General features: G+C 72.4%; 26 protein-coding genes and 1 pseudogene. 12 read left to right on the forward strand and 15 right to left on the reverse strand.

The features are described from left to right. Nucleotides 1–23 precede the first annotated feature (23 nt). A complete protein-coding gene (locus FBY22_RS14660) occupies nt 24–1394 on the reverse strand; it encodes a chitinase (protein WP_142145793.1) in 1371 nt (456 codons plus the stop codon). Between the two features lie 213 nt (nt 1395–1607). On the opposite strand from FBY22_RS14660, the gene FBY22_RS14665 reads away from it, so the two are divergent. Both FBY22_RS14665 and FBY22_RS14670 read left to right on the forward strand, forming a co-directional pair. Further along, nucleotides 1608–2090: a flavin reductase family protein gene (locus tag FBY22_RS14665; RefSeq protein ID WP_260844840.1), complete on the forward strand. Its 483-nt coding sequence runs from the start codon at nt 1608–1610 to the stop codon at nt 2088–2090. A 111-nt stretch (nt 2091–2201) separates the two neighbouring features. Beyond that, nucleotides 2202–2897, forward strand: a complete 696-nt coding sequence (locus FBY22_RS14670; protein ID WP_142145795.1) for a DUF899 family protein — start codon at nt 2202–2204, stop codon at nt 2895–2897. Nucleotides 2898–2962: 65 nt separating this feature from the next. On the opposite strand, the gene FBY22_RS14675 is transcribed toward FBY22_RS14670, so the two are convergent. After that, nucleotides 2963–3418 (reverse strand): hypothetical protein, encoded by a 456-nt coding sequence (locus tag FBY22_RS14675; RefSeq protein WP_142145798.1) that lies wholly within the window; start codon nt 3416–3418, stop codon nt 2963–2965. A 131-nt stretch (nt 3419–3549) separates the two neighbouring features. Next, nucleotides 3550–4581, reverse strand: coding sequence for a helix-turn-helix transcriptional regulator (locus tag FBY22_RS14680; RefSeq protein WP_142145800.1), 1032 nt, complete (start codon nt 4579–4581; stop codon nt 3550–3552). Nucleotides 4582–4793: 212 nt separating this feature from the next. Here FBY22_RS14680 and FBY22_RS14685 point away from each other — a divergent pair, with 212 nt between their 5' ends. Next, a complete protein-coding gene (locus FBY22_RS14685) occupies nt 4794–5609 on the forward strand; it encodes an SAM-dependent methyltransferase (protein ID WP_142145802.1) in 816 nt (271 codons plus the stop codon). A gap of 151 nt (nt 5610–5760) precedes the next feature. Next, nucleotides 5761–6024, forward strand: a pseudogene (locus FBY22_RS14690) (hypothetical protein); the annotation flags it as partial. A gap of 119 nt (nt 6025–6143) precedes the next feature. Here the strand turns inward: FBY22_RS14690 and FBY22_RS14695 are convergent. Together FBY22_RS14695 and FBY22_RS14700 are read right to left on the reverse strand one after the other, a co-directional pair. Beyond that, nucleotides 6144–7388: a cytochrome P450 gene (locus tag FBY22_RS14695; RefSeq protein ID WP_142145804.1), complete on the reverse strand. Its 1245-nt coding sequence runs from the start codon at nt 7386–7388 to the stop codon at nt 6144–6146. 139 nt (nt 7389–7527) lie between these two features. Beyond that, nucleotides 7528–7929, reverse strand: coding sequence for a DUF302 domain-containing protein (locus FBY22_RS14700; protein ID WP_142147639.1), 402 nt, complete (start codon nt 7927–7929; stop codon nt 7528–7530). A 178-nt stretch (nt 7930–8107) separates the two neighbouring features. Here FBY22_RS14700 and FBY22_RS14705 point away from each other — a divergent pair, with 178 nt between their 5' ends. The 3 genes from FBY22_RS14705 (at nt 8108) to FBY22_RS14715 (ending at nt 10651) form a co-directional block, all read left to right on the forward strand. Then, nucleotides 8108–9466 carry a rhodanese-like domain-containing protein gene (locus FBY22_RS14705; protein ID WP_142145806.1) on the forward strand — a complete coding sequence of 453 codons (1359 nt, stop codon included), beginning with the start codon at nt 8108–8110 and terminating at the stop codon, nt 9464–9466. Nucleotides 9467–9527: 61 nt separating this feature from the next. Then, nucleotides 9528–9908, forward strand: coding sequence for a rhodanese-like domain-containing protein (locus tag FBY22_RS14710; protein WP_142145807.1), 381 nt, complete (start codon nt 9528–9530; stop codon nt 9906–9908). Beyond that, nucleotides 9905–10651 (forward strand): sulfite exporter TauE/SafE family protein, encoded by a 747-nt coding sequence (locus FBY22_RS14715; protein ID WP_142145809.1) that lies wholly within the window; start codon nt 9905–9907, stop codon nt 10649–10651. The genes FBY22_RS14710 and FBY22_RS14715 overlap by 4 nt, the downstream gene beginning before the upstream one ends. 21 nt (nt 10652–10672) lie before the next feature. Here FBY22_RS14715 and FBY22_RS14720 read toward each other — a convergent pair whose 3' ends face one another. Further along, on the reverse strand, nt 10673–10960 hold the full coding sequence (locus tag FBY22_RS14720) for a metal-sensitive transcriptional regulator (RefSeq protein ID WP_142145811.1): 288 nt from the start codon (nt 10958–10960) through the stop codon (nt 10673–10675). Between the two features lie 79 nt (nt 10961–11039). Here FBY22_RS14720 and FBY22_RS14725 point away from each other — a divergent pair, with 79 nt between their 5' ends. Further along, nucleotides 11040–11627 (forward strand): rhodanese-like domain-containing protein, encoded by a 588-nt coding sequence (locus tag FBY22_RS14725; RefSeq protein ID WP_142145813.1) that lies wholly within the window; start codon nt 11040–11042, stop codon nt 11625–11627. A gap of 78 nt (nt 11628–11705) precedes the next feature. Here FBY22_RS14725 and FBY22_RS14730 read toward each other — a convergent pair whose 3' ends face one another. The 7 genes from FBY22_RS14730 to FBY22_RS14760 all read right to left on the reverse strand — a co-directional run bounded on the left by FBY22_RS14730 (nt 11706) and on the right by FBY22_RS14760 (nt 19546). Further along, on the reverse strand, nt 11706–13436 hold the full coding sequence (locus tag FBY22_RS14730) for an aminotransferase class V-fold PLP-dependent enzyme (protein ID WP_142145815.1): 1731 nt from the start codon (nt 13434–13436) through the stop codon (nt 11706–11708). A gap of 129 nt (nt 13437–13565) precedes the next feature. After that, the gene (locus FBY22_RS14735) at nt 13566–14171 is read right to left on the reverse strand and encodes a class I SAM-dependent methyltransferase (protein WP_142145817.1); all 606 of its coding nucleotides are present in this window, start codon (nt 14169–14171) and stop codon (nt 13566–13568) included. A 76-nt stretch (nt 14172–14247) separates the two neighbouring features. Next, nucleotides 14248–15633 (reverse strand): rhodanese-like domain-containing protein, encoded by a 1386-nt coding sequence (locus FBY22_RS14740; RefSeq protein ID WP_142145819.1) that lies wholly within the window; start codon nt 15631–15633, stop codon nt 14248–14250. A gap of 71 nt (nt 15634–15704) precedes the next feature. Further along, nucleotides 15705–16934 (reverse strand): FAD/NAD(P)-binding oxidoreductase, encoded by a 1230-nt coding sequence (locus FBY22_RS14745; protein ID WP_142145821.1) that lies wholly within the window; start codon nt 16932–16934, stop codon nt 15705–15707. A gap of 50 nt (nt 16935–16984) precedes the next feature. Continuing rightward, nucleotides 16985–17311: a rhodanese-like domain-containing protein gene (locus tag FBY22_RS14750; protein WP_142145823.1), complete on the reverse strand. Its 327-nt coding sequence runs from the start codon at nt 17309–17311 to the stop codon at nt 16985–16987. Between the two features lie 68 nt (nt 17312–17379). After that, nucleotides 17380–18861, reverse strand: coding sequence for a cell wall metabolism sensor histidine kinase WalK (locus FBY22_RS14755; RefSeq protein WP_142145825.1), 1482 nt, complete (start codon nt 18859–18861; stop codon nt 17380–17382). Continuing rightward, complete coding sequence (locus tag FBY22_RS14760) at nt 18851–19546, reverse strand: response regulator transcription factor (protein ID WP_142145827.1); 696 nt, start codon at nt 19544–19546, stop codon at nt 18851–18853. The genes FBY22_RS14755 and FBY22_RS14760 overlap by 11 nt, the downstream gene beginning before the upstream one ends. A 178-nt stretch (nt 19547–19724) precedes the next feature. Between FBY22_RS14760 and FBY22_RS14765 the strand changes: the two genes are divergently transcribed. After that, nucleotides 19725–20405, forward strand: coding sequence for a DUF2202 domain-containing protein (locus FBY22_RS14765; protein WP_142145828.1), 681 nt, complete (start codon nt 19725–19727; stop codon nt 20403–20405). Nucleotide 20406: 1 nt separating this feature from the next. On the opposite strand, the gene FBY22_RS14770 is transcribed toward FBY22_RS14765, so the two are convergent. Together FBY22_RS14770 and FBY22_RS14775 are read right to left on the reverse strand one after the other, a co-directional pair. After that, nucleotides 20407–20928, reverse strand: coding sequence for a DinB family protein (locus FBY22_RS14770; protein ID WP_142145829.1), 522 nt, complete (start codon nt 20926–20928; stop codon nt 20407–20409). A 13-nt stretch (nt 20929–20941) separates the two neighbouring features. Further along, a complete protein-coding gene (locus FBY22_RS14775) occupies nt 20942–21619 on the reverse strand; it encodes a metalloregulator ArsR/SmtB family transcription factor (protein ID WP_142145830.1) in 678 nt (225 codons plus the stop codon). Nucleotides 21620–21717: 98 nt separating this feature from the next. Here FBY22_RS14775 and FBY22_RS14780 point away from each other — a divergent pair, with 98 nt between their 5' ends. From FBY22_RS14780 to FBY22_RS14790, 3 genes are all read left to right on the forward strand, one after another. Continuing rightward, nucleotides 21718–22977 (forward strand): MFS transporter, encoded by a 1260-nt coding sequence (locus FBY22_RS14780; RefSeq protein WP_142145831.1) that lies wholly within the window; start codon nt 21718–21720, stop codon nt 22975–22977. Nucleotides 22978–23006: 29 nt separating this feature from the next. Continuing rightward, a complete protein-coding gene (locus tag FBY22_RS14785; protein WP_142145832.1) occupies nt 23007–23684 on the forward strand; it encodes a DUF429 domain-containing protein in 678 nt (225 codons plus the stop codon). Nucleotides 23685–23878: 194 nt separating this feature from the next. Further along, the gene (locus FBY22_RS14790; protein WP_142147640.1) at nt 23879–24766 is read left to right on the forward strand and encodes a universal stress protein; all 888 of its coding nucleotides are present in this window, start codon (nt 23879–23881) and stop codon (nt 24764–24766) included. Nucleotide 24767 lies beyond the last annotated feature (1 nt).

Here is a 24767-nt window from a genome sequence, read left to right on the forward strand (position 1 = left end):
TCTCCTGGCCTGGGGTGGGGGCTTCAGCCGGTGTACTGCGCGAAGACGCGGGTGTAGTCCCAGTCGGACTGGGCCACACCCGAGCAGCTGTCGGCCGGGCCGCCGGTGCAGGGGCGGTCGCGGTTGGCCGACCAGAACGTCAGGCGGGCCAGGTGGTGCTGCTGGGCGTAGGCGAGGATGGTGCGGAAGTCCGCGACGGTGACCGTCTCGTTGTCGTCGGTCACGCCGTTCATGGACGAGATGCCCATGTCCCGGTAGGCCTGGTCGTCGCTGTAGTGGTAGGCGTTCTTGAGCGCGTTCTTCAGCCCCTCGGCGGCCTGGACGGTGAGGTTGCCCATGTTCTGGCCGGCACCGCCGAAGTCGAACGGCATGATGGCCCAGGCGTCCACGGTCAGACCGGAGGAGGCGGCCCGGTTGATGAGGCTGGTGTCGGGGCCGCTCTGGCCGGTACCGATCGTGATGTACACCTTCAGACCGGGGTTGTTGGCCTTGACGGTCTTCAGCGCGTCGACAGTGCGCTGCTGGACGGTGGGGTTGCTGTAGGCGTCGGCCTCGATGTCGATGTCGATCGCCTTCAGGCCGTAGGCGCTGACCACCTTCTGGTACGCGGCGGCGAGCTCGCCGGCGCTGGAGCAGGAGCTCTCCAGCTTGTTGCCGCTGTAGCCGCCGAACGACGGGATGATGTCACCGCCGTTCGCCCGCACGGTGTTCACGGTCTGCTGGTCGACACCCCCGGTCAGGGGGCGGCTGCCGTCCCACTGCGGGTTGCAGTAGCCGTTGCTGAGCACGAAGGCGAGCGTGAACCACTTCACGCCGGTCGCGTTGGTGATGGTGGTCGGGCTCGGCGGGCTGCCCCAGCCGTTGTACAGGTACGGCGCCACCGCCATGGGGGAGGACGGGGTGCCGCCGTTGTCGGAGGCGGGCGCGTTCCACTTCTGGTTGGCCGCGCCCGTGCAGCTCCAGATCTGGGCGCGGGCGCCGTTGGCTGAGGAGTTGTCGGTGACGTCGAGGCACTTGTTCGCCTGCGGGTTGACGATGTCGTGCGCGGCGGTGACCGTCCACTTCTGGTTCGCGCCGCCGGTACACGTCCACAGCTGCACCTTGGCGCCGTCGGCGGTCGAATTGCCGCTCACGTCCAGGCACTTGCCGAGGGCGCGGACCGTGCCGTCGCCGCCGACGGTCCACTGCTGGGCGGCGGTGCCGTTGCAGTCGTAGAGCTGAACGGCCGTGCCGTCCGCCGAGTTGGCGCCTGCCACGTCGAGGCACTTGCCGGCGAGACCGGTGATGGTGCCGGTGGCGGCCTGCGCCGGGGAGGCGGCGAGCAGGCCGCCGGAGAGGGTGAGGGCGGTGATCGCGAGGACGGCGGACGCGGGCAGGGGGAAGGATCTGGCCATGGGGGGCGGCCTTTCGTGGGGGGTGGGTCGCCCGGTGAAACTAAAGGTACGGACCACTTCCGTCAAGATGTGAAGTAAGAGTTGAGGGAAGCGAGTTGCCGCCTGGATGTATGGGGCGGGTCGCTTCGGGAAGTGAACGGGCGGGCCGGGTGGGCACGAGTGTGGTGAGCTGGTGCCGAGAGGGCCCGGAACGCAGGACGGGAGTGATGGCAGGTGGACGGAGCCGACGTGTTCACGGACCGGCTGAACCCGCAGATGTGTGTGGTCACGGCCGCTGCCGAGGGGCGGCGGGCGGGCTGCCTGGTGGGCTTCTTCTCGCAGTGCTCCATCCGGCCGGTGCGGTTCATGGTGTGGCTGTCCACGGCCAATCACACCTACGAGGTCGCCCGCGCCGCCGACTTCCTCGCCGTCCACCTCCTCGACCGCGAACAGCACGATCTGGCCGAGCTGTTCGGCGGGGAGTGCGGCGCGCGGACCGACAAGTTCGCCCGCGTGCGGTGGCGCGGCGGACACGGCGGGACGGTCGTGCTGGAGGACGCCGCGGCCTGGTTCGTCGGCACCGTCGTACGGCGTGTCGAGGACGGCGATCACGTGGGGTTCGTCCTCGATCCCGTGGAGTGGGACGGACGGGCCGAGGGGCACCTGCTGCGGCTGCGCGAGGTGCTCGACATCGCCCCCGGACATCCGGTGGACTGACGCCCGCCCCCTCGTGGGCCGCCCCCCGAGCGGGTCGACCGATGAGTTCCGCGGCCGGCCGGGGTCTACCCGCTCCGGAGGACAAGCGCCCACGAGTTCTGTGAGGGAACCATGACAGCCCAAGCACTACCCCCGGTCGTCGACGCCGCGACATGGGAAGGCCGACTGCAGGCACTGCGGGCCCGCGAGAAGGCGGCGACCAGGGAACTCGACGCCATCGCCGCCGAGCGCCGGCGCCTGCCGATGGTCGAGATGCCCGACTACGTCCTGGAGGGCGAGAACGGCCCGGTCCGGCTGGTGGACGTCTTCGAAGGCAAGCGGCAACTGATCGTCTACCACCACATGTGGACCGCCGGCCGGGAATGGCAGTGCCCGGGCTGCACGGGATTCACCTCGCAGTACACCCGGCTGGAGTTCCTGGACAACTACGACGCCCGGTTCGTGGTGGTCACCCAGGGCCCGATCGAGGAGGCACTGGCCTACAAGCGGCGCGTCGGCAACCGCATGACCTGGTACTCGACCGCCGGCAGCCCGTTCGGAGCCGACGTCGGCGCACCGCCCGGCGGCGGATTCGCGGTCAACGTCTTCCTGCGGGACGGCGACCGGGTCCACCGCACCTGGCACACCGACGGCCGCGGCACGGAGCAGCTCGGTCACACGTTCGCACTGATCGACCTCCTGCCCTACGGACGGCAGGAGGAGTGGCAGGACTCGCCCGAGGGCTGGCCCCAGTCACCCACCTACAGCCGGTGGGCGACGTCGAAGGACATCGCGGCGCTCTACGGCGACGCAAGCGCCGGCGCCTGAGCGCGAAACGGCCGGTGCGCGGGACGAGACGTCGCCCCGCGCACCGACCGGCCCCCCGGTCACCGTCAGTCGGCGTACACCTTGCCCTGCTTCACCACGTAGTGCATCGAGCCGGAGCAGCCGATGGACGGGGTGATCGTCAGGCTGACCGCGACCGGCGCGGGGGCCGTGCTCGCGGTCGAGAACTCGCAGACGGCGCCGTCACCGGTGAGCGGGTACCAGAACCAGCCGTCGGCCTCGCCGACGGTGACCCGGTCGGACTCCTTCCAGGCGCCGGTGGAGTGCGTGTACACCTGCATCCGTACCGAGGCGGCGTACTCGTCCTGCGTCGACCGCACCGCCGTGAGGGTGATCTTGTAGGTGCTGCCGAGCACCGAGGAGGCGATCTGCCGCGTCTGCGGCGCCGCGGTGTCGGCGCTGGACGCGGTGGCTCCGGCGGTCCCCAGGGCCGCGGCCGTCATAAGGGTGAGGCCTGCCGTCGCGGCGCGACGGGCAAGGCGGTGTGCGCGGATCGGTCTCATGGTTCCCCCGTGTGGTCTGCGATGTGCCGTTCGGCCGTACGGCCGTCGATCTGCCGGTGATGATGGTCCGCCCACCGGCCGGGTGGAAGCTTTTCGAACCTGCTCGAAGTGCCGGAGCCGCGAAGCGGTCCTCAGGCCCGGCCGAGCGTCGAACCCACACCCGTCTCCTGCAGTCTCTCCGCGTCCCCGTCCAGGAGGCGGTGGCCCACGGGTGTCACCGAGTGGCGGACGTACTGCCCCTCGCGATGGCTCGCCACCAGCCCTCCGTCCCGCAGCACGCTGAGCTGATAGCTGGCACTGGGCAGGGCGATGCCGACGGCCGCCGCCACTTCGGAGGTGGTACGGGTGCGTCCGCGGGCCACCTCCGTGAGGACCGAGGCCCTGGTGCGGCCCAGCAGGCGGTCCAGTCCGCCGTGGCGCAGGCCGGTCACGTCCAGCGGCCGTGCGGTGACGGGGTAGACGAGGACGGGGCCGAGGGTGGGATCGGCGAGGGCGGTGGGCCTGCGCCAGCAGAAGTAGGACGGCACGATGCGCAGGCCGCGGCCCTCCAGATGGAGCTCACGGTGGGTGGGGTAGTCGACCTCCAGGACGGGGGCCTTCCACTGGGCGAGCGGACGCAGGCTCTCCAGCAGGGCGAGGACGCCGCCGTCGAGGAGTATCCGGGACCGCAGGTCGATCTCGTCGTGGATGGCCCTGCGGACATGGGGCCAGCGGGGTTCGAGCAACGCGCGGGAGGAGATCTCCAGGGCTCTGACCAGCGAGCGCATGCTGCGGCCGTCCGGCCGGCCGAGCGCCGTGGTCCACGCGGGGAGTGGTCGCGCCGTGCCCAGCCTGGTCAACTCGTGCCGCAGACGGCTCGGGGGAGTGGCCCCCACCTCCTCCAGCGCCGCGGGCAGACCTCCCTCCGGGACGGACGACGGGGTGAGGAAGTCGGGGATGTATCCGACGGGTGGGACGAGCGTCTGCAGAGCGAGCACGGCACGGTGCGACATGGGGTCGTCGGTCAGCCGTTCACGGACGGAGCGGCGCCAGGCCCCGAACTCCAGCGGTCCCTGGTGCGTGGGGAGCCGGCAGGTCGCGCAGACCAGTTCCCACAGCGGATCGGGGCGGCGGGAGATCCGGATGTTCTGTAAGTCCTCGGGCGTGAAGTGAATGCGGAGCATGCGGCCTCTCTCTTGGACTGTGGGGGGTGGGCCGAGGGTGGAACGCGTACAGGCGGTACACGTCGTCATGGGTGACGACTGACACGTACCGATGGTTGGCCGCGACGTCGAAACCAACCGTCGGAAAGGTCGAACCCGCAGGCGAGTGGGGGGCGTTGGGGCGTAGGTTGTGCTGTGACTCGATCTCATCGTGGTGAAAGGCGGAGCGGCTGATGAGCGACCCCGGGGCGAGGCCCGACAAAGTTCTGAGCCAGACGATCGACACCTCGGTCCCGCATTCGGCCCGGATCTGGAACTACTGGCTCGGCGGCAAGGACAACTATCCCGTCGACGAGGAGGCCGGCGACGCCTACACCGCCGTCTTCCCCGGCATCGTCACCATCGCCCGCAGCAGCCGGGCCTTCCTGCGCCGCAACATCACCCATCTGGTGTCCGAGGCGGGCATCCGGCAGTTCCTCGACGTCGGCACCGGCCTGCCGACCGCCCAGAACACCCACGAGGTCGCCCAGGGGATCGCCCCCGAGGCACGGATCGTCTACGTCGACAACGACCCGATGGTCCTGGCCCACGCCCGCGCCCTGCTCTACTCCTCCCGGCAGGGCGCGACGGCCTACATCGACGCGGACGTCACGGACCCGGACCGCATCCTCGCGGCGGCCGCCGAGACGCTGGACTTCGAACGCCCCACCGCGCTCATCCTCAGCAACATCCTCGGTCACGTCGCCGACTACGACCAGGCCCGCGCCATCGTCGGCCGGCTCATGGGCGCGCTGCCGTCCGGCAGTTACCTCTCCATCAACGACGGTTCACGCGGCATCGACCCCGTCTTCGAACAGGCCCAGGACGCCTACAACGACAGCGGTGCCGTCCCGTACAACCTGCGCACCGTCGAGCAGCTCACCGGGTTCTTCGACGGCCTGGAACTGGTCGACCCCGGCGTGGTGTCGGTCACCCAGTGGCGCCCCGAGCCCGGTTCACCCGCGCCCGAGGTCATCGCCGAGCACGGAGGTCTCGCCCGCAAGCCCTGACCGGCGACGGCCGTACTCGACGACGGCATCCACCTCCCCGGGGCCGGCCTCCGCGTGAACCAGAACCCGCCCTTTGCGCCACTTCGGTGCGCCGAGGGCGTTGCGCGGTGCCGCCCCGGGCGGCGATCTCACACGTGTGACCTCGGCAATCATGGGCCGAAGCCTGGCGTACGGCGGCCTCGCGCCTGCCGCGGAATTCGCCTCAGCGAAGCAGCACGTGGTCGAGAGAGGGTGGGAACGTGGCCGGGGCCGTGTCCGACGGAGCGTCCGGCGCAAGAAGCACGCCTTCCGTGCCGACGACGTCCAGGTCGTCGAACCGCCGCTGCTGCGGCGCGCGGTCGGCGCCTCGGCGCTCGGCAACTGCATGGAGTGGTTCGACTTCGGCGTCTACAGCCACCTGGCCGCCACCATCGGCTCAACGGCTCGCAGCCCATGGTCGGTTCGCGGGGGGAGCGGCAGGAACTGATCACCGCCTCGCAGGAGTTGTACCGCGTCTTCGCGCAACAGCACGAAGGCGCACCGCAGTCGGAGGCATCAGCCCACTCGTGCCGGCGCTGATGCCGAAAAACGCACGGGCAGGTGCAGCGGGCCGCGGATGAGCAGGCCGCCCCGCCAGGTCAGCGCCGCCGGATGGATGTCCAGTGCGAGGTCCGGGCACCGCCGGAGCAGGGCATCGATCGCCACCCGGGCCTCCAGCCGGGCCAACGGGGCGCCCAGGCAGTAGTGGATGCCGTGGCCGAAGGCGACGTGCCCGCGCGCGTCTCTGCGGATGTCGAACCGGTCGGGGTCGGGGAAGCGCGCCGGGTCCCGGTCCGCGTCGGCGAGGGCGACCAGCACGAGCTCCCCGCCCCCGGGGACGGTGGTGCCGGCGATGTCCACGGCATCGGTGGTGAAGCGGTACGTGGGGGTCTCGACCGGACCGTCGTAGCGGAGGACCTCCTCGACCGCGTTGTCGATCAGCGACGGTTCGGCGCGGAGCAGGGCCAGTTGGTCGGGGTGGCTGAGCAGTGCGAGCACCCCGTTGGAGATGAGGTTGACGGTGGTCTCGAACCCGGCGACCAGCAACAGCCAGACGGTGCCGGTCAGTTCGTTCGGGGTGAGGCGGTCGCCGTCCTCGTCGGAGGTCCGGATCAGGGCGCTGACCAGGTCGTCGCCGGGGTTGCGCTGCTTGTCCGCCAGGAGCTGCCCGATGAACCGGGACGTCGTCCCCGCCGCCTCGCGCTGCTCGGCGGGATCGGGGGAGGACACGGCCGTGTTCGACGCGGCGGCGAACTCCTCACGGTCCAGCGCGGGTACGCCGATGAGCTCGCAGATCACCGACATCGGCAGCGGGAACGACAGGGCGGCCACCAGGTCGGCACGCCCGTCCGGTGCGGCCAGCATGGCGTCCAGCAGGCGGTCGGTGATCCGCCGCACCCACGGCTCCAGGGCCTGGACGCGGCGCGGGGTGAACTCCTTGGCGACCAGTTTGCGCAGCCGGGTGTGGTGGGGCGGGTCGGACGAGAGCATGTGACGGCCCGCCGCGACCGTGGTCATCCCCAGCGCCGGCGAGGCCTTGTCCCAGTCCTTCGTCAGCCGTGGATCGGCCAGTGCCGCCCGCCCGGCCTCGTACCCGACGACCAGCCACCCTTCCGCGCCTCCGGGCATCCGGATCCGGTGCACCGGCCCACGAGACCGCAGCCGCGCGTATACGGGGTACGGATCGCGGGTGAAGTCCTCGCCCAGGGCACCGAGGTCCACCGGGCCGCCGGCGGTGTGCGTGGTGTCCGTCTGCGTCATCTGGCCTCTGTCCGTCGTCCTGCTCCGTCGCCCCCATCCTTTCCTTCCGCGGTGACCCGGAACAGGGGCATCTCGGACGGCACCGGTCCGATTCCGCCTTCCCCGTACGGAGCGGTCCACTGCCCCTCGTCGACCGGCCTCAGCTCTCGTCGGTCCTGACGAGCGCGGCGAGTGCGGCGTCGAGGCGGCGGGTGGCCTCCTCGGCGACCGGGCGCAGGGCGTCGAGTTCGGTGAGGGCGACCATCGTGTTCGGATCGAGTGCCTGTACGACAGTGCCGTCGCCGTCGCGGCGGACGACCACGTTGCAGGGCAGCAGCAGTCCGATCGAGCGGTCGGTGTCCAGGGCGCGGTGGGCCAGGGGCGGGTTGCAGGCGCCGAGGATGACGTAGTCCTCCATGTCATGGTCCAGCTTGGCCTTGAGCGTGCCGGTGACGTCGATCTCGGTGAGGATGCCGAAGCCCTGCTCGGCGAGGGCGTCACGGGTGCGGGTGACGGCGGTGGCGAAGTCGGCGTCGAGGCGGACTGTGCGGTCGTAGCGCATGGCGGTGATCCGTTCCTTCTGGATGCTCGCGCGGCACGGGACGGGTGTCCGGGCGTGAGCGAGGTACTCGAGCTGTGTTCCAGGGGTCTTCTTGCCCCTGTGGATACCCCCCGGGGTACTCATGTTACCGTCGTTGGTATACCCCCAGGGGTAAATCTTCACCGGAAGGGAGTACCTCGTGTTCTTCGTCGACACGATCGAGGTCGCCGGACTCGGCAACCGCAGCTATCTCGCGGGGGGTGAGCGGACCGCGGTGGCGGTGGACCCACCCCGCGACATCGACCGGGTGATCGCGGCTGCGGCCCGGCGCGGGGTGCGGATCTCGCACGTGGTCGAGACGCACGTGCACAACGACTACGTCACCGGTGGTCTGGAGCTCGCCCGGCTCACGGGGGCCGCGTACCTGGTTCCGGTCGGCGCGCGGGTGTCGTTCGAGCGGATATCCGTGCGCGACGGCGATGTCACGACGCTCGACACCGGCCTGGCCCTGCGCGCGCTGGCCACGCCCGGCCACACCCCGCACCACACCTCCTACGTACTGGAGGAGAACGGCGCGGCGATCGCCGTGTTCACCGGCGGTTCGCTCCTCATCGGCACCGTCGGCCGCCCCGACCTGGTCGAGCCCCGTCTCACCGAGGACCTGGCCCGCGCCCAGCACGCCTCCGCCCACCGACTGGCCGCCGAACTGCCCGACGAGACGGCCGTACTGCCCACCCACGGCTTCGGCAGCTTCTGTTCGTCCACGCAGTCCGCGGGCGGCGACACGACCATCGGCAAGGAGAAGGTGTCCAACGAGGCCCTGACCCGGGACGTGGACGTGTTCGTCGCCGACCTGCTGGCCGGCCTGGACGACGTCCCCGCCTACTACACGCACATGGGACCGGCCAACGCCGCCGGACCCGCGCCGGTCGATCTGACCCCGCCCGCCGTCGCGGACGCCGAGGAGATCGCCGCCCGGCTGGCCGCGGGGGAGTGGGTGGTGGATCTGCGCAACCGGGTGGCCTTCGCCCAGGGGCACGTCGCCGGCTCCTTCAACTTCGAGGCGGAGGGCCAGCTCGCCACCTACCTGGCCTGGCTGATCCCCTGGGGCAAGCCGGTCACCCTGCTCGCCGAGTCGCCCGAGCAGCTCGCCGCCGCACAGCGCGAGCTGGTGCGGGTGGGCATCGACCGCCCGGCTGCCGCGGCCACGGGCGGCCCGAGTGAGTGGCTGCGCGAGGGCGAAGCCCCGGCCTCCTTCACGCGGAGCACCTTCGCCGATCTGGCCGCACGCTCCCGGGAGGGCGTGGTCGTCGTCGACGTGCGCCGGGCGTCGGAACGCTCCGACGGGTACGTGGAGGGTTCGGTGCACATCCCGATCCACACGCTGCCCCGCCGCCTGGACGAGATCCCCGACGGCGAGGTGTGGGTGCACTGCGCCGGCGGCATGCGCGCCGCCATCGCCGCCTCCCTGCTGGACGCCGCGGGCCGGGACGTCGTCGCCGTGGACGACTCCTTCGACGCGGCCGGCAGGGCGGGCCTCATCGTCCGGACCCCCTGACGCCGTGCCGGCGCGCAGAGAACTTCCGAACCGACACGGGAAACAGGAGCCAGAAACCGAGATGAGCATCTTCCGACGGGAACGGGGCGCTCCGGGCCGGGTGAGTGTGCGGGTGGCGGCCGAACGCACCGGGCACGGAGACGGCGGCGCCGACGCCGTACTGCTGGACGTACGGGAGCCGTACGAGTGGCAGGCCGGGCATGCGCCGCGAGCCGTGCATCTGTCGTTGTCCGCGCTGGCCGCCGGGGCCGGACTGCCCACCGGCGCGCAGGCGCGGCCCCTGATCGTGATCTGCCGCTCGGGCAACCGCTCCCGGCAGGCCGCGGAACTGCTCGTGGCCCGCGGCTCGCAGGCCGTCGACGTGATCGGCGGGATGCGGGACTGGGCCGCGGCGGGACTGCCGGTGGTGGACGCCCGCGGCGGCAACGGCACGATCGCGTGAGCGCGGTCGTACTCGCCCTGGCCGCCGGGGCCGTGATCGGCCTGGCGCTCGGCGCGCTCGGCGGCGGAGGGAGCGTCCTGGCCGTCCCCGCGCTGATCTACCTGCTGGGCTTCAGTCCCGTAGGGGCGACGACCGCGAGCCTGGTCATCGTCACCCTCACCTCGGTCACCGCGCTCGTCGCGCACGCCCGCGACGGCCATGTGCGCTGGCGGACCGGGCTGCTGTTCGCCGCGGCCGGGATCGGCCCGGCGATGCTGGGCGGCGCGCTCGCCTCCAGTGTCCCGGCGGCCGTACTGACGTCGGCGTTCGCCGTGGTCGCGGGAGTGGCCGCCGTGCGCATGCTGCGCTCCCGGCCGGCCGCGGCAGGCGCCGTGACGGTGCGTCCCGGGCGGGCCGCGGCGGCCGGCGCGGGCCTCGGCGCGGTCACCGGCGTCCTCGGTGTCGGCGGCGGCTTCCTCGCCGTCCCGGCGCTGGTGGGCGTGCTCGGGATGAGGATGCGCAACGCGGTGGGTACCAGCCTGCTGGTCATCACCGTCAACTCGCTGGCCGCACTGTCGATGCGCGCCGGTACGGTCGAGACGCTGGACTGGACGGTCGTCGGGCCGTTCATCGCCGCCGCCGTCCTCGGCGCCTGGGACGGCAAGCGACTGTCCGCGAAGGTCTCCGGACACACGCTCCAGCGGATCTTCGCGGTGGTGCTGCTGGCCGTGGCGGCCTTCATGCTCATCGACGCGCTGCGGTGAGCGGTCGCGCGGCCGGCGCCCTCAGGCCAGGGACAGGAACAGCTTCTCCAGGCGGGCGCGCATCGCCTCCGGATCCTCGCCGTTCTTGCGCCCGGACTCCATGTCCGTCAGGCACTGCTGCAGCCCCGTGGCGATGATCGCGAAACCGGCGCGGTCCAGCGCGCGTGACGCGGCGGCCAGCTGCGTGACGACCTCCTCGCAGTCACGACCTTCCTCGATCATCCGGATCACCCCGGAGATCTGACCCTGCGCGCGGCGCAGCCGGTTCAGCACGGCCTTGAGATCCGCGCCCTCGAGTTCCAGTTCCACGATCACTCCTTGAAATACCCCTAGGGGTACTGTACGTCCCGGTTCGGGACGGCGTCGACCATTAAGGATCACACCTGTCATGACCCACTCCCCCTCGCCCCTCACCCTCGTCCCCGAGCAGGCCCGCACCCGGCTGCCGGAGCTCACCGTCATCGATGTGCGCACGCCCGCCGAGTACGCCTCCGGTCACCTCCCGGGGGCGGTGAACATCCCGCTGGACCACGTCCGGCGGGCGCTGCCCGAGATACGGCACGCCGCCGGGCGCGGTGACGTCCTCGTCGTGTGCGCCTCCGGGGCCCGCTCCGAGAACGCCTGCAAGCTGCTGGCCGAGGAGGGCATCGCCACGGCGACCCTGGCCGGCGGCACCGGCGCCTGGGCCGCCGAGGGGCACGACCTGCACACCCCGGCGGCCTGCGTGACCCGCTCCGCCTGGAGCATGGAGCGCCAGGTGCGCTTCACTGTCGGCACGCTGGTCCTCCTCGGCCTCGCCCTGGGGCTGCTCGTGCATCCGGCCCTCCTGCTGATCTCGGCCGGCATGGCGGGCGGCCTGGTGTTCTCCGCCCTCACCAACACGTGCGGCATGGCGGTCGTGCTCGGCAAGCTGCCGCACAACCGCCCGCGCGCGGCCGATCTGGACGCCGCCCTGACGGCTCTGCGTACCCGCTGAAGCCACGACCGGAGGGCACCCGTGCCATAGGCGCGGGTGCCCTCGGCCGTGACGGGCTGTCGATACCGGTCCGGGTATTCAGTCGGGGCAACCGGCTCCCGGCCGGGTTTGTTCCACGCAGACCGGCGGCAGCGGGAACCACCGCATCCGCTCGAAGTCGGCGGCCAGTCCGGTCGGACCCGCGTCGAGACGGCCGGGACGGGCGGCCAGTGCCTCGCGGGCGCGATCGAGCTGTCCGGCCAGGGACTCCTCGCCCAGTCCCGGGTGGCGCACGGCCGGCGCGGTGATCCGCCCGTCGGCGCCGAAGCGCACGTCGGTCAGCCGCAGCGGGGGCTCGGCGGGTCCGTCGTGGTGGCGCCACTGCCCGGTGTGCGGGTCGAAGCGGTAGTCGGGCAGGAGCCGGTGGCCGTGTGTGGCGATCAGGTCGACCGAGTCGACGAGGTAGTCGCGGACGGTGTCGCTGATGAAATAGTTGAAGTTGAGGCGTATCCACCCGTACTTGATGCCGTCGCAGCCGTGCGCGACCTCGTCGCGCAGCGCGTGGGAGGTGGCGGCGTCGATGGCGAGCAGGCGGTGCCCGTAGGGGCCGGCGCAGGAGCAGCCGCCGCGGGCCTGGATGCCGAAGAGGTCGTTGAGCAGGGCTACGACGTAGTTGTGGTGCAGATACGCGTGCTCGCCGTGGCGGATGCGGAAGGAGACGATGGACAGCCGGCGCGCGTGGTGGTCGCCGAGGATCTCGATGCCGGGGTTGCCGTCCCAGCGGGCGAGGGCGTACCGCCAGTGCCGTTCCTCGGCGGCCTGGATGGTGTCGGTGCCGACGGCCTGCTTGAGAGCGAAGACCAGGCCGGCCCGGACGGACTCGACGATAGCCGGGGTGCCGCCCTCCTCCCGGGCCACCGGGTCGTCGAGGTAGCGGTGGCCCAGCGGGTCCACGAAGGACACCGTGCCCCCGCCGGGCGCCGTGGGCACCGCGTAGCGCACCAGTTCGCGGCGCACGACGAGCACGCCCGGGGTCTGCGGGCCGCCGACGAACTTGTGCGGCGACAGGAACAGCGCGTCCTTGTGGTCTCCGGCCCCCGGCGCGCTCTCGGCCGTCCGGATCGGGATGTACGGCGCCGCCGCCGCGTAGTCCCAGAAGGACAGGGCGCCGTGCGCGTGCAGCAGGGCTGCGACTCGGTCGGTGTCGGTGAGGATGCCGGTGACGTTGGACGCGGCGGAGAAACTGCCGATCAGCAGCGGGCGGTCGGCGTACCGCCGCAGTTCCGTCTCCAGCCGGTCGAGATCGATGTGGCCGTCGGCGTCCGCGTCGATGACCACGACGTCGGCGACCGACTCGCGCCACGGCAGTTCGTTGGAGTGGTGCTCGTACGGGCCGACGAACACCACCGGACGCTGCTCCGGCTCCGCCCGGTCCGGGCCCCGCAGCCGAAGGATGCCGACCAGCTTGTTGACCGCGGCGGTCGCGCCGGAACCGCAGAAGATCACCAGGTCGTCCGCGGTGCCGCCGACCGCGTCCCGGATGATCCGGCGGGCGTCCTCGCGCAGCCGGGTCGTCTGCAGGCCGGTGCTGGAGCTCTCCGTGTGGGTGTTTCCGTAGCGCGGCAGCACCTGTTCGCGGATGAAGTCCTCGACGAAGTCCAGCGAGCGGCCGGAGGCGGTGTAGTCGGCGTAGACGATCCGTCTCGGGCCGTAGGGCCCCTCCAGTACCTCGTCGTCGCCGATGAGGCCGGATCTGATCCGTTCGACGAGCGTCGGCGCGGCCGGTGGGAACAGATCCGAGCCGACGGTCAGCGGGGTGGTGTCGGTCATCGTCGGGTCCCTTCGCCGTGCCGGCCACTGCCCCCGATACCCGGCAGGGTATTTTCCCACAGTCGGCCGCTCGCCGCCTCGGGCCGGGACGGTCTTGGCCGGAGTGCGACGACGCGTCCGGCGCGGGTGTCAGTTCCGCACGGCGCGTACGAGTGCGTCGAGGGCCGTACGGCCGACTCCCCCGGCGTCGGTCACCGGCCGGGCGACCGTCTCGGCCCGCACGATGTCGGCGAGCGGTCGCCACAGGTCGGCGACCTGCTCCGGCGTGTACAGCACGCCCGGGTCCTGCGGGCCGCCGTGGCCGCGCGCCGGATTGGCCGCGTCGTGGCCCACCAGCAGGAGGGTTCCGCCCGTGCGGACGCAGTCGGCGGCCCGGGTCAGCACCCGGGCCATCCGAGGCCACGGCAGGTGGAGACAGGAGATCAGGGCGAGGCCGTACGTCGACGGCTGGGCCGTCCAGGCCGTGAGGTCGGCCCGGACGGTACGCAGCCGCACACCGCGGTCGGCGGCCAGCCGCTCGGCCTTCTCGAGCGCCACGCCGGAGAAATCCACGGCGTCCACCTCCCAGCCGCGCTCCGCCAGCCAGACCGCGTTACGGCCCTCGCCGGCCGCGAGGTCGACCGCCCGCCCGAACGGGCGAAGGTCGCGCAGCTCCTCCTCGACGAACCGGTTGGGCTCGGCCCGCCACACCAGTTCGCTGCCCCGGTACCGCTGGTCCCAGTCCGCTGCCTCCACCGTGGGCACCTCGTTCCTCGGTCGGTGTGGAAACCTCGCTCCTACTGTCGCCGACACAGGGGCGGTCGCGGCGGATTCACACGTCGGCGGGTGCGGGGAGGGCGAGCCAGGCGCCGTAGCCGCCGAGCAGGTCGGAGACGTCGGTGCGGCCCGCGTGGCGCAGCAGGCTGGCGGCGATGGAGGAGCGGTGGCCGCCGGCGCAGTGCACGACCAGGGGGCGGTCGGCCGGGATCTCCTCGACGCGGCGGGCGAGTTCGGCCAGGGGGATGTGCGCGGAGCCCTCGATGGAGCCCTCTTCGCGCTCGGCGGTGTTGCGCACATCCAGGACCAGCGGGGGCTCCGCTCCGGCGAGTGCCGAGCGCAGCTCGTCCGCGGTGAGCCGACTGGCCTGCGCCATCTCCTCGGCCAGCGCGGGGAAGGCGCCCTCGGGCTCCCGCAGGTATCCGCCGACCTTGTCGAAACCGATCCTCGCGAGCCGGGTGACGATCTCCTCCTCCCGGTCCTGCGGCGCTATGACGACGACGTCCTGATCGGGTGCCACGACCATGCCGGCCTGCTCGGCGAAGCGGCCGTCGGCGGGCACGTTGACCGAGCCGCGCAGATGACCGGCCGCGAAGTCCTGCGGGGAGCGGGCGTCGAGCACGACGGCCCCGTCCGCACGCCGCCGCATGAACTCCTCGGCGGACAGCGGCAGGGGTGCGGCGGCCGCGTCGAACAGGCCGTGCTCCTTGCGGTTGAGGATGGCGTCGTAGACGAAGTAGGCGGGCGCCGAGGGCTGTCCCGCGGTCACCAGCTCCACGAACCTCTCCCGGCTCATCGGCCGGCACGCGTAGTTGCTGACGCGCTGCTCGCCGATGGTCGACTGGCGCTGGGTGGAGAGGTTCTTGCCGCAGGCGGAGCCCGCGCCGTGGGCGGGGAAGACCCGCACCGCGTCCGGCAGGGCCATCAGCTTGTGCTGGATGGTGTCGTACAGCATCGTGCCGAGCTCGTCGGCGGTCACGCCGATGGAGGCCAGCAGATCCGGCCGTCCGACGTCGCCGATGAACAGCGCGTCGCCCGTGAGGACCCCGTAGGGCACCGCGTCGTCGGCGTGCTCGTACACCACGACGCTGATCGACTCCGGGGTGTGGCCGGGGGTTTCGAGGATCTGCAGCTGCACGTCGCCGAGGCCGATGCGCTCGCCGTCGGTCAGCTTGCGGATCGGGTACTCGGCCTCGGCGCGCTGTCCGTAGCCGATCCAGGCGCCGGTGCGGTCGGCGAGCTCCAGGTGGCCGGCGAGGAAGTCGGCGTGGAAGTGGGTGTTGACGACGGCCTCGATGGTGAAACCGTGGGCCGCGGCGTCGGCGAGGTACTCGGAGACGTCGCGGCGCGGGTCGACGACGACGGCCTTGCCGGTGGTCTCGTCGGCGATCATGTAGGACGCCTGGGAGAGGCAGTCGAGGTAGTACTGGGCGAAGAACATGGTCGGAGGACCTCCGTGAAGAACATGGGATAGGGGTCCTGATACCCCGCGGGGTATCAGGAGGGGCTGTTTCAGAGGCGGCCGGTGAGCATGCCGTGCCAGTAGACCGGCGGCAGTCCGTACCGTTTGAACAGCCACATGCTGCGCCGCTCCTTGAAGGGGTCGAGCAGCGGGAACGTCGGGGTGGGCTTCAGGTCGTAGTCGAACTCGGCGAGCAGCATCCGGTCCCGGGCCGTCACCAGCGGGCAGGACGTGTAGCCGTCGTAACGGTGGGACGGGGACCGGCCGTTCATGACCTCCAGCAGATTGCCGGCCACGACCGGGGCCTGCTTGCGCACGGCCGCGCCGGTCTTGGAGGTCGGCAGGTTCGCCACGTCGCCGAGGGCGAAGACGTTGTCGTGGAGCGGGTGTCGGAGGGTGTGTTTGTCGGCGGCGACGAAGCCCTGCGGGCTGGTGGGGTCGGCGAGGGGGCTCTCCTTGACCCAGTCGGGTGCGCTCTGCGGGGGCACGGCGTGCAGAAAGTCGTAGCCGAGGGTCTCCTTCGTACCGTTCGCGTGGTCGGTGACGGTGAGTTCGCGGGCGTCGCCGTCGACGGCCGTCATCTCGGAGCGCAGTCGCACCTCGATGCCGTAGCGGGCGGCGACCTTCTCCAGGACCTGCGACCAGGCGGGCACCTTGAACATCGAGGGGTCGGGGATGACGAGGACGACGCGGATGTCGCCGAGGACCTTCTGCCGGCGCCAGTGGTCGGCGGCCAGGTAGGCGATCTTCTGCGGGGCGCCGCCGCACTTCAGCGGGGTGGCCGGGTGGGTGAAGACGGCCGTGCCGGACCGCATCCGCTTGATGAGGTCCCAGGTGCGCGGGGCGTACTCGGGCGCGTAGTTGCTGCTGACCACGTCGTGGCCGACCGCTTCGGCCAGACCCGGCACGCCGTTCCAGTCGAGCTGGATGCCGGGCGCCATGACCAGGAACTCGTAGCTCAGGTGGTCGCCGCCGGACAGCCGCACCGTACGGGCTTCGGCGTCCACGGCCACGGCGCGGCGACGGATCCAGTGCACGCCGTCGGGTATGACGGAGCCCTCCGGGCGCCGGGTGCCGCTCAGCGGGGCCTGACCGCCGCCGACGAGGGTCCACAGCGGCTGGTACCAGTGGGTGTCGGACGGTTCGATCAGAGTGATGTCGGTGATGCCGGCGCGCCTGAGGCGGGCAGCGACGCTGATCCCGGCGCTGCCTCCACCGATGACGACGACGCGGTGACGGCCGTCGAGCGGTGCGTCGGAGGGGGAAGGGGTGGCGGCCAAGGCGGTGCTCCTTTCCGATTGGCCGGTGGTGCGGGTTACGAAGGCGGGTGTCAGGCCGCGCGTTCGGCGGGGCCGACGGCGATCGGGCGGCCGGCGCGGGCCCAGGCGCCGGTCCCGCCGGCCACCGAGTAGGCGTCGATGCCGCGGGCGGTCATCCAGTCGGCGGCGCTCTTGCTCCGGTTGCCGCTCGCGCAGATGACGAACACGGGTCGGCCGGCGGGCAGTTCACCGCACCGGGCGGGCACGGTCCGCAACGGCATCGGCCGGGCGCCCGGGACGTGCCCGGCCGCGTACTCGTCGGGCTCTCGTACGTCGATCACGAGTCCGCCGTCGGCCCAGGCGGCCGCCAGCTCGTCGACTGTTGCTTCTCGGGCCATTTGGTTGCCTCCTCAAATACCCCCGGGGGTTTCTTGTCGGCGAGAGTACGGGGCTTCGGGCTGGACCGTCAAATACCCCTGGGGGTATTTGCCCGCGAGGCAACTCGCGGCTCGGCGACGGCCCCTTGGCGCAGTGGTGAGCTGCTCGGGGGCGCGGCCCTGGGCAGCCGGAGGGTCATCCGCGTCCCGCCCTCCGGACCGGAGGAGGCGGCGACGGTGCCGCCGTGAGCGGTGACGAGTTCCTTGACGACGGCGAGCCCGATCCCGCTGCCCCCGCCGGACCGGGCGCGCGCTCCGCGCCACAGGCGGTCGAAGACGTGGGGCAGTTCGTCGGTGGGAATGCCCGGACCGGTGTCGGCCACCTCCACGACCGCCTCGGCGGGCGTGGCGGAGGTCGTGACGGTCACGGTGTCGCCGGGACGGCAGTGGCGGGCGGTGTTGCTGAGCAGGTTGCCGAGCGCCTGGTGCAGCCGGTCCGCGTCCGCCCGGACCGGCAGGGGAGCGGGGCCGGGGACGGTGCGCACGGTCAGTCCGGCGGTGCGCAGTTCGGCCTCCCGCTCGGCCACGGCCGCGACGGCCAGTGCGGTCAGATCCACTTCGGCCGGCCGCAGCGCCAGCCGGGCCGACTCGGCGTCCGCCAGCTCCCCGAGATCGTCGACGATCCGTCCCAGCCGCAGTGCCTGGTCGTGCAGGGAGGCCAGGCGCCGGGCCGACGGGTCGGCGTAGCCGTCGCGCAGTTCCTCCAGCCCCGCCTGCAGGGAGGCCAGAGGCGTGCGCAGCTCGTGGGCGACGTCGGCGGCGAGCCGGTGACGGGCCTGCTCGGCGTGGGAGACGTCGTCCGCCATGGCGTCGAAGGCGGCGGCGAGGTCGCCGAGTTCGCCGGGCGCGTCGACGCGGGCGCGCGCGGTGCGGTCCCCGGCGGCCAGCGCCCGGGCGCTCGCGGCGACCCGGACCACGGGCGCGGTCAGGCGCCGGGTGACGAACCAGCTCACGGCCAGGGCCAGGACCAGCGCACCGGCGGCGGCAGCGGCCACCCAGCCCCAGGCGACGTCCAGGCCCGCGGACCCGGAGCCGGCCGGGAAGACCAGGTGCACCGAGCCGACGGTGCGGCCGTCCACCACCACGCCGGCGCTCGCAGTGGGGCCGCTGCCCTGTCCGTGCTGACCGTGACCCGAGCCGGTCATGCCGTGGTCGTCCTCGGCCCCGGGGCCGGTCCCCTCGCCGGAGCCGCCGGACATCATCCCGCCCTCCGCGTCGCGGACCGTGAGCGCCGCTCCGGCTCCGGCGGCGATGGAGCGCGTGGTCGACAGGTCTGCCGTGGACCAGCCGCCCGCCGCCCGATAGGCGTCGGCGGCTGCCGCGGCGACCCTGGTGGCGGTGTGCTGCCGGTCGGCCTGATGGGCGCTGCCGAGGCCGCGGCCGGCGCCGACGAGGGCCGCGGCCGTCAGCAGGGCCACGGACGCCAGCGCGACCACGGCGAAGGCGGCGAACAACCGGCGGCCGAGGGGGCCGAGCCCGCCCGGACCGGCCGTAGGGGGTTCACGGGTCACGGGACCACCCCAGCCGGTAGCCCACGCCCAGCACCGTCTCCACCAGCTCGGGACCGCGGGCCCCGAGCTTGTGCCGAAGGTTCTTCACATGCGAGTCGATCGTCCGCTCGTACCCGGCGAACTCGTAGCCCCGCACACGGTTGACCAGCTCGTAGCGCGAATACACCCGGCCCGGCACCGCCGCCAGCGTGGTGAGCAGGCCCCACTCGGTGGGCGTCAGTTCCACGGCCGCGCCTTCCAGGACGACCTCGTGCCGGCCCTCGTCGACGCGCAGCCGGCCGCCGCCGTACGACTGGAGCGGTGCCGCCCCCGCGGCCGTTCCGCGTGCCCGCTGCAGCACCGCCCCCACCCTGAGCACCACCTCGGTCGGGCTGAACGGCTTCGTCACGTAGTCGTCGGCGCCCAGCCGGAGCCCGTGGATGCGGTCCTCGACGCTCGTGCGCGCGGTGAGCACCACCACCGGCACGCCACCCCGGTCGTGGGCCTCGCGCAGCACCTCGTCGCCGTCGACGTCCGGCAGCCCCAGATCGAGCAGCGTCAGGTCGACGCCCCTGTCGGCGAGCAGCCGTACGGCCTCCGCGCCGGACCCGGTGGTCAGCACCCCGTACCCGGCACGCTCCAGATAGCGGCGCAACAGCTCGCGGATCTCCCTCTCGTCCTCGACGACGAGCACCGTGGCGGACATGTTCCACACCTACGTGCCCCGCACCCCTCCCGGCGAGGGGCCGAACAGCCCCAACCCGGCACCGGCCGGCTTCTCCATCCCGTCTCCACACGCACCGCACGGCGGCTGCAGGGGCCGGCGCGACGGTGACGGTGCGGGAAACGGCACGGACCCTCCCGCGAAGCCGAGGAGGTTCGCCATGAAGCGCAACATGAAGATCGCCACGGCGGTCGCCGCGGGCGCCCTCGCCATCGGCGGCGTCCTGACGGTGGGGCCGGTGACCGCGGACCCCGGCGGCGCCGTACCGGTGGCCGCCCGGACCATGTCCCACGGCGGGCCGGCGATGGGCGACCACCGGGCACGCGGGTACGGCGACGACGCCACCGGCATGCGGCACCACGACGGGCCCTGCACGGGGAGCGGCCTGGCCTCGCGAGGCACGCTGACGGCCGCCCAGAGGACCACACTGACCGGCACGGCCGAGGAGGAGAAGCTCGCGCACGACCTGTACACGGCGTTCGCCGCGCGCTACGACGCGCGGGTCTTCGAGCACATCGCGGCAGCCGAGACCGGGCACCTGACAGCCGTCCGCACCCTCCTGGACCGCTACGACGTCACGGACCCGACCGCGGGGCACCGGGCCGGCGTGTTCACCGATCCGGCCGTACAGGCCACCTATGACCGGCTGCTGAAACAGGGCCAGGGCGGCCTGGACGCGGCCCTGAAGGTCGGCCGCACGGTCGAGGCCGACGACATAGCCGCGCTGACCGAGGCACTGCCGGGGCTCACCGCCCCGGACGCGCGCCAGGTGTACACGCACCTGCTCACCTCCTCGGAGCGGCACCAGGAGGCCTTCGACCACTGGATCGCCGACGAGTGAGTCAGGAGGGGGCGTCGAGGGTGAGCTGGGCGCGGTGGAAGTCGAAGTGTCTGGTGGGATACCGGTAGACGTCCTCGAGGGTCATGGTGTCCGCGAAGAACGGGTCCCACCGCACGGGGAAGTGCATCGTCCGTGCCAACTCCGTGTCCCGCTCGCCGTTCAGGCGGCGGGAGAGTGCCGCGACGGTGCGATCGAACTTCGCGCCCATGCGGCGGTGGCCGTACACCCGGGCACCGCCCACGGCCCCCCAGTAGTTGATCACGTCGAACGGGCGCGTCGAAGCGTTCAGCAGACGCGCCCAGGCGCGGCTCGCGCCCGGCGGAAGACGGCCGAAGAGCCGTACAAGGGGCAGCAGGGCCAGGACGACGAGGTAGCCGAACAGCATGTGGTAGAGCAGCTGTTCATTGGTCCAGCGGGTTCCGCTGCTTCGGCGGCGCAGGTCCTCGGTGCTCGCCGAGTCCAGCAGCGCGTGGAAGACCGCACCGGCCTGCCGGAGCTCCGCGTGCACGACGTCCCGGTCCATGGGGCCTCCAGGGTCAGGTGGGATCACCCGAGTCGACGGGCAGTTCGGCCAGTCGCCACTCCAGCATGCCGTCGTCGAGACGGATCGCCCGGCGCCCGTGATCGGTGAGCAGCCGGACGGCGTCGTGGGCCAGCACGCAGTACTCGCCGCGGCAGTACACGACGATCTCCGACTCCTCGGGCAACTCGGCGATGCGGTCGGCCAGTTCGCCGACCGGGATGGAGCGCGCGCCGGGAATGTGTCCGGCGAGGTACTCCTCCAGCGGCCGCACGTCCAGCACCACCACCTCACCCGCCTTCGCGCGGGCGCGCAGCTCGTCGCGGCTGATCCCCCGAGCGCCGTCCGCGCCCAGGTAGGCGTCCCGGGCGGGGGGTACGGCGGCCTGGTGGCGCTCGGCGACCTTGCGCAGCAACGCGAAGAGCCGGGCCACGTCGTCCCCGGCCAGCCGGTAGTGGATGCGTACACCCTCGCGTCGGGTGGCGACGAATCCGGCCTGCTTGAGGGTCTGCAGATGCGCCGAGGCCGTCGTGAGATTGAGTCCGGCCGCCTTCGCCAGGGCGTCGACCGTGCGCTCGCCCTGGGCCAGCAGATCGAGCAGCTCCAGACGCTTTCCGCTGGCCAGCGCCTTGCCGCTGACCGCGAAAGCGTCGTACAGCCGCGCCTTCGAAGCCGCTGTCGTGGTGTCCGCCATCAGCATCCTCCATAATTCCATGGAATAGTGTAGACGAGGTCGGTGCGCAGCGAAGCCCGCTGCGCCGCACCACCCCTCGACCAACCTGGAGGACTGCCGTGAGCCCCGCCGCGACCAGCCCCGTACAGCTCGGGCTGCGCGAGAACCGGCTGCAGTTCACGCTGCTGGTCATCGTCAACGTCTGCGTCGGCGGGCTGGTCGGGCTGGAGCGCACCACCGTCCCGCTGATCGGCGCCCGCACCTTCGGACTGACCAGCGACCTGGCGGTCTTCTCCTTCATCATCGCCTTCGGCCTCACCAAGGCCCTGACGAACCTGGCCGCCGGAGCGCTGACGGCCCGCTACCGCCGCAAGCAACTGCTGGTGGTCGGCTGGCTTCTCGGCATTCCCGTCCCCTTCGCGCTCGCCTGGGCACCCTCCTGGGGATGGATCGTCGCCGCCAACGTGCTGCTCGGCGTCAACCAGGGCCTGACCTGGTCGATGACCGTCAACATGAAGATCGACCTCGTCGGCCCGGCCCGCCGCGGCCTCGCCACCGGCCTGAACGAGGCCGCCGGATACACCGCCGTCGGTGCCACCGCCCTGTTCACCGGCTACCTCGCCACCACCCACGGACTGCGCCCGGCTCCCGAACTCATCGGCGTCGTCTTCGTCGCCGCCGGACTGGCCCTCTCGCTCGTCGTCCGCGACACCGCCGCCCACGTCGCCCTCGAACTCGCCCGGCACGCCCAGCCACCGCCCGCCCGGGAGGACACCGGCCTGAAGGTCACCTTCGCGCGCACCTCCTGGCACGACCGTTCGCTGCGCGGAGCCAGCCAGGCCGGACTCGTCAACAACCTCAACGACGGGCTGACCTGGGGCGTCTTCCCCCTGCTGTTCACCGACCACGGCCTCGGCATCGCCGCCGTCGGACTGATCAAGGGCCTCTACCCCATCCTCTGGGGCCTGGGGCAGATCCCCACCGGCCACCTCGCCGACCGCATCGGGCGCAAACCGCTCATCGTCACCGGCATGTTCGTCCAGGCCGGCGGCTTCGTACTCGCCCTGGTCCTGCTGTCGCGTCCGCTGGCGGCCGGCATCCTGTCCGCCGTCGCCCTCGGTCTGGGCACCGCCATGGTGTACCCGGCCCTCATCGCCTCCGTCTCCGACCACGCCCACCCGAGCTGGCGGGCCAACGCGCTGGGCACGTACCGCTTCTGGCGCGACATCGGCTACGCCGCCGGTGCCCTGGTCGCCGGTGTCCTCGCCGACGCCTTCGGCCTGAACGCGACCGTCGTCGCGGCCGCCGTCCTCACCGCCGCCTCCGGTGTGCTCGCCGCCCGCTGGATCACCGAGCGGCACGCGGCGACGCCGCGCTAGGCTGCGCCACCTGCGCGAAGTGGGGTGGAATGGACGTCCTGGGAGTCGACGCCTGTGGCAAGCAGGGCTGGGTCGGTATCACGCTCACGGACGGCGCCTACGGGGGCAGCCTGGTGGACATCCGGCTCGACTCGCTGATCGAACGGGCCGCGGGAGCACGCGTGATCGCGGTCGACATGCCGCTCGGCCTGGTCGAGCAGGGCTGGCGCGCCGCGGACCTCGCGGCCAGGGCCCTGCTCGGTGTGCGGCGCGGCAGTGTCTTCCTCATCGCACCGCGGCCGGCCTGGCAGGAGCGGGAGTACGTGGCGGCCGCGGACCGCTGCCAGGAGCTCACCGGCAACCGGCTCAGCCGTCAGGCGTGGGCGCTCGCCCCGAAACTGTTCGAGGCCCGGGCGTGCTGGCTGGCCGATCAGCGGCTCCACGAGGTCCATCCCGAGCTGTCCTTCCAGACCCTCGCGGGCGGGGTGCCGCTGACCCACCCGAAGAAGACCTGGCGCGGTCAGCACCTGCGGCGCTCCTTGCTGGCCGAGGCCGGGATCGTGCTCCCGGACGCGCTGGGCGAGGCGGACCGCGTTCCCGCCGACGACGTGCTCGACGCCGCCGTGGCCGCCTGGTCTGCGCACCGGATCGCCCGGGGCACCGCCGGCCGGGTTCCCGAGACGCCCGAACCGGACGCGGAAGGCCGCGCCGTCGAGATCCGGTTCTGACCGGCCGCCGTACGCCGTACGGCGGTCGTGGACCGGACAGCGGCAGGCGGCTGGCGGGTGGCCGGTGGCCGGTGGCGGCCGGCGGGTGGCGCCGGTCGGCCGCCGTGGTGGCCGATCGGCCCTATGGCGACGGGGCTCGCCGAGTGAGTCTGAAAGTGGAGACGCTCTCATGTCTGGAGGTGGGAGCCATGATGATGAGCCGTCTGGTGGTCGTGGGCGTGGACGGTTCGGCGTCGAGCCTCGCCGCCGTCGACGCGGCGGCCCGGGAGGCCCGGTCGCGCGAGGCCGGTCTGCGCGTGGTGCATGCCTTTCTGTGGCCCGCGACCCACGTACCCGTGGGACCGTGGCCGCTGGGACCGCCCGAGGGCGGGGTCCGGAACATGGTCGAACATATGGTGGCCGAGGCGGTGGAACGAGCGCGCAAGGCGGCACCGGAGGTCGAGGTCAGCCATGTCGTGGTGACCGGTGAACCACTGACCGTGCTGGAGGGCCAGTCGCGGGCCGCCGAGCTGGTGGTGGTCGGGTCCCGAGGGATGGGCGGGTTCGTCGGACTGCTGGTGGGATCGACGGCGGTGCACCTGGTGGCGCACGGCCGCTGCCCGGTGCTGGTGGTACGCGAGGAGCCGGACCCCGACGGGCCGATCGTGCTGAGCGTGGACGGCTCGCCCGCGGCCGAGCGGGCGGTCGACTTCGCGTTCGCCGAGGCGGCGCTGCGCGGCACCGGCCTGACGGCGGTGCACGCCTGGACCACCTGGAACGCGCCGCTGCCCCCGCCGCAGGACGCCTCCATGCCCTACGCGAACCCGCCGGGCACGCTGGCCGCCGAGGAGGAGCGCCTGCTCGCCGAGGCCCTCGCCGGCCACCGCGAACGCTATCCGGAGGTGGCCGTGGAGCATCGGGTCGTGCACGGCAGGACACGCGAGACGCTGATCGAGGCCAGCCGCTCCGCCCAGCTGATGGTGGTCGGCGCCCGAGGCCGCGACGGCTTCGCGGGCCTGCTGCTGGGCTCCGTGAGTCAGGCCCTGCTGCACCACGCCCACTGCCCGGTCGCGGTGGTACGAGGAGACGCCCCGCACCACTGAC

Origin of the sequence: Streptomyces sp. SLBN-31 (genome assembly GCF_006715395.1) — a bacterium.
GTDB lineage: Bacteria > Actinomycetota > Actinomycetes > Streptomycetales > Streptomycetaceae > Streptomyces.